The organism is Streptomyces sp. NPDC059740 (assembly GCF_042733155.1).
GTDB lineage: Bacteria > Actinomycetota > Actinomycetes > Streptomycetales > Streptomycetaceae > Streptomyces.
Window position 1 is genome coordinate 1 of sequence record NZ_JBHWGP010000087.1, and the last position, 4,876, is coordinate 4,876.

Here is a 4,876-nt window from a genome sequence, read left to right on the forward strand (position 1 = left end):
CCGCCGAACCCCGCACCACCGCCAACACCCGATGACCCGCCGCACGCGCCACCGACAACCGCTCCAACACCAGCAAACCCACACCCTCACTCCAGGCGGCGCCGTCGGCAGCAGCCGAGAACGGCTTGCACCGCCCGTCGGGAGCCAGGCCGCGCTGGCGGCTGAACTCGACGAACACGGCGGGGGTCGCCATGACGGTCACACCACCGGCCAGCGCCACCGAGCACTCCCCCGAGCGCAGCGCCTGCGCCGCCAGGTGCAGGGCCACCAGCGACGAGGAGCACGCCGTGTCCACCGTCACCGCCGGCCCCTCAAGACCCAGGCTGTAGGACACCCGGCCCGAGGCCACACTGCCGGCGCTGCCGCTGACCAGGTAGCCCTCGTAGCCCTCGGGCGAGCGGGCGTGGCGGGAGCCGTAGTCGTCGTACATGACGCCGGTGAACACGCCGGTGTCGGTGCCGGCGAGGCTGCCGGGTGCGATGCCCGCCGTCTCCAGTGCCTCCCAGGCGGTCTCCAGCAGCAGCCGCTGCTGCGGGTCGGTCGCCATCGCCTCGCGCGGACTCATCCCGAAGAACGCGGCGTCGAACTCCGCCGCCTCGTGCAGGAACCCGCCCCGGTTGACGTAGCTGGTGCCGACGTGCTCGGGGTCGGGGTGGTACAGGTGCTCCAGGTCCCAGCCGCGGTCGGCGGGGAAGTCGCCGGTCGCGTCGACGCCTTGGTCCACCAGTCGCCACAGCCCCTCGGCGTCCCGCACCCCGCCCGGGTAGCGGCAGGCCATGCCGACGATGACCACGGGGTCGTCCTCGGTGGCGGCGACGGGTGCGGCGGTGGCCGCCCGGCCCTGCCCGCCCAGCAGCCGCTCGGTCAGGTACCGGGCGAGGACGCGGGGGGTGGGGTGGTCGAAGACCAGGGTGGCGGGCAGGCGTTGGCCGGTCGCGGCCGACAGCCGGTTGCGCAGCTCCACGGCGGTCAGCGAGTCGAAGCCGAGGTCCCGGAAGGGGCGCGCGGCGTCCACGGCGTCGGCGTTCGCGTGGTCGAGCACGGCGGCGGCCGAGGAGCGGACCAGTTCCAGCGCGGCGGCCCGTGCCTCGTCCTCCGGCAGCTCGCGCAGCCGCTCCGCCCAGGAGGCGTCCCCGGCGGTCCGGGTGGTGGCCGCGGCACGGCGGAGCGAGGGGCGGACCAGCTCGGAGAGGATCGGCGCGAGGGTGCCCTCGGCGGCTCCGGCCCGCAGCGCCCGCAGGTCCAGCAGGGCGGGCACCACGGCGGCCGGCGCGGCGGCGAGGGCGGCGTCGAGGAGGTCGAGCGCCAGCTCCGTGCTCATGGGGGCGAGCCCGGTGCGGCCCAGCCGGGCGTGTGCGGTGCCGTCGAGGTCTGCGGTCAGGCCGCTGGCCTCGGCCCACAGGCCCCAGGCCAGTGAGGTGGCTGGCAGCCCCGCGGCCCTGCGCTGCACGGCGAGGGCGTCCAGGACCGCGTTGGCCGCGGCGTAGTTGGCCTGTCCGACGGTCCCCAGCGTGCCGGCGACGGAGGAGAACAGGACGAACGCCGACAGGTCCGTGTCCGCGGTGAGTTCGTGCAGGTGCCAGGCGGCGTCGGCCTTGCCGTGCAGGACGCGGTCGCAGCTCTCGGGGGTGATCCGGTCCACCGTGGCGTCCTCCAGCACGCCCGCGGTGTGCACCACGGCGGTCAGCGGACGGTCCTGCGGGACGGCGGCGAGGAGCTCGGCCAGTGCCGCCCGGTCGCCCACGTCGCACGCCGCGACGGTGGCCCGCGCCCCGAGGTCCGCGAGCCGGCGGACGAGGTCGGCGGCGCCCGGTGCCTGCGATCCTCGCCGGCTGGTGAGCAGCAGGTCGCGTACTCCGTAGCGGGCTGCCAGGTGGCAGGCCACCTGTGCGCCCAGCGTCCCGGTGCCGCCGGTCACCAGCACGGTGCCCTCGGGGCCGAAGGCCGCGGGCCGTTCCCCGACGGCGGCCGGCACCCGGCGCAGGCGGGGGACGAGGACGCGTCCGCCGCGTACGGCGGTCTGCGGTTCGCCGGCCGCCAGCACCGCGTCCAGGCACTCCTCGGACCAGGTGTCGGCGTCGATCAGCAGCAGGGTGCCGGGGTGCTCGTTCTGTGCCGAGCGCAGCAGGCCCCAGACGGCCGCCGCGGCGGGGTCCGGTGCGGCGTCGTCGGCTCCGGTGGTCACCGCTTGCCTGGTGACGACGGCGAGCGGGGCGGCGTCGGCCGGCCGCTCGTGCAGCATCCGCAGGGCGCGGTCGAGCCGGGCGCGCACGGCACCGGGCAGGTCCTCGGCCGCCTCGTCGGCGGTGGGGAGCAGCTGCCACACCTCCGGCCGCCCGGCGTCACCGGCCGGACGGCCGGCGGTGGGCTCCACCGGCCGCCACTCCACCGCGTGGAGGGCCTGGCCGTGCCGGCCCGCGGTGGTCAGGCCGCCTTCGCCGAGCGGGCGCAGGAGGAGCGAGGGGATCTCCAGCACCGGCCGGCCTGCGGTGTCCCAGGCGGTGACGGTGACGCCGTCGGCGCCCTCGGGCTGCAGGCGGACGCGGAGCGTGGACGCGCCGGCGGCGTGCAGCCGTACTCCGCCGAAGGCGAAGGGCAGCAGTCCGGCCTCGCGGTCCCCGAGGTGGCCGAGGACCACCGGGTGGAGGGCTGCGTCCAGCAGGGCCGGGTGGAGGCCGAAGTCGGCTGCGGAGCGTTCCAGGGCCTCGGGCAGGGTCACTTCGGCCCACACCTCCGTGCCGCGCCGCCAGACCCGTGACAGGCCCTGGAAGGCGGGGCCGTAGGCGTAGCCCCGGGCGAGGAGGTCCGGGTAGGCGTCGGCCAGCTCGACCTGCTCGGCCCCGACCGGCGGCCAGGCGCCGCCCGGCAGGTCGCCGGCGGTGGCATCGGCGGGCGCCACGGGACGCAGGATGCCGGTGGCGTGCCGGGTCCACGGGGTGTCCTCGTCCCCGGTGCGGGCGTGGACACTGACGCTGCGGTGGCCTGCGGAGTCGGGGGCGGAGACGGCCAGTTGGACGCTGACCGAGCCCTCGGACGGCAGGACCAGCGGTGCCTGGAGGGTGAGGTCGTCGACCACCTGGCAGCCCGCGCGGGCGCCCGCCTCGGCGGCGAGTTCCAGGAACGCGGTGCCGGGCAGCAGGGCCGTTCCGCGGACGGCGTGGTCGGCGAGCCAGGGGTGGCTGCGCAGCGAGAGCCGGCCGGTGAGCAGCAGTCCGTCGTCGGCCGCGAGGGCCACGGCGGCGCCCAGCATCGGGTGGCCGCCCGGGGCGAGGCCGGCGGCGGTGACGTCCCCGGTGTCCGCCGGGGCCTGAAGCCAGTACCGCTCGCGCTGGAAGGGGTAGGCCGGCAGGTCCACCCGGCGTCCGCCGAACGGGGCGAGGACGAGGGGCCAGCGCACGTCGAGTCCGTGGGCCCAGCCGTGTGCCGCGGACCGCAGCAGGCGCGTCAGGCCGCCCTGGTCCCGGCGCAGGCTCGGCACCGTGACGGCGTCGGCCGCTTCCGCCTCGACGGACTCCGCCATGGCCGTGGTCAGCACCGGGTGCGGGCTGATCTCGACGAGGAACCCGGCGCCCTCACGCACCAGTTCGCGGACGACGGGGTCGAACCGTACGGTGCGGCGCAGGTTGCGGTACCAGTAGGCGGCGTCCAGCGGGCCGTGGTCCTCGGCGTCCGCCACGGTGGAGCGGAAGGGGATGCGCGGGTCGGCGGGGGTGATGCCGGCGAGCGCGGTGAGGATCTCCTGCTCGATCGCCTCGACGTGCGGTGAGTGCGAGGCGTAGTCGACCGGGACGCGCCGGGCCCGCACCCCGGCCTCCTCGCAGGCGGCGGTGAACGCGTCGAGGCAGGCCACGTCGCCGGAGACGACGACGGATGCGGGGCCGTTGACGGTGGCCACCGAGAGGCGGTCGCCCCACGGTCCGGTGAGGGCGGCGACCCGGTCGGCGGAGGCCGCCACCGAGACCATGCCGCCGGTGCCCGCGAGGGCCCGGATGGCCTTCGAGCGCAGGGCCACCACGCGGGCGCCGTCGCGCAGCGAGAGGGCGCCGGCCACGGTCGCGGCGGCGATCTCGCCCTGCGAGTGGCCGACGACGGTGTCGGGGTGGACTCCGAGGGCCTCCCAGAGCGCGGCGAGGGAGACCATCATGGCCCACAGGGCGGGCTGGACGACGTCGACGCGGTCCAGGCCCGGGGCGCCGGGCTCGCCGCGCACCACGTCCAGCAGCGACCAGTCGGTGAACTCCGCCAGCGCCTCGCCGCACTCCGCCATGCGCTGGGCGAACACCGGTGAGGTGGCCAGGAGTTCGCGGGCCATGCCCTCCCACTGCGCGCCCTGGCCGGGGAAGACGAACACCGTCCGCCTACCGGTCGTCGTCGTGGTGGTGCCGAGCGCGGTGTCCGCGGTGGGCTCGCCTGCCGCGAGGGCGGTGAGTGCCGCGGCGTGACCGTCCGGGCCCTCCGGTACCACCACCGCGCGGTGGTGGTGGGCGGCGCGGGCGGCCAGCGAGGCCGCCAGGTCGGCGCTGTTGGGTCCGGGGTGGTCCGCGAGGTGCTCCAGCAGCCTGGCGGCCTGGGCGCGCAGCGCCCGCTCGCTGCGGGCGGACAGCAGCCACGGCACGGGGGCGGCGCCGGTGTGCGCGGCGGCTTCGTCCCGGGACTCCTCAGCGGGCAGGGGGGCCGGCGTGGTGTCCTCGGTGCCGGCGGTGTCCGGTTCTTCGAGGATGACGTGGGCGTTGGTGCCGCTGATCCCGAACGAGGACACCCCCGCCCGCCGCGGCCACCCGCCCCGCTCCCACGCAACCGACTCCGCCAGCAACTCCACCCCACCCGAAGCCCAGTCCACATGCTCGGACGGCTCCTGCGCGAACAACGACCGCGG

1 protein-coding gene is annotated in these 4,876 nt (G+C 76.8%); it reads right to left on the reverse strand.

The annotated features are described in order from the left end of the window. Positions 1–4,840: SDR family NAD(P)-dependent oxidoreductase (locus tag ACFV3R_RS34445; protein ID WP_385591473.1), on the reverse strand; the 4,840-nt coding region annotated here is incomplete at its 3' end. Between the last annotated feature and the right edge of the window lie 36 nt (positions 4,841–4,876).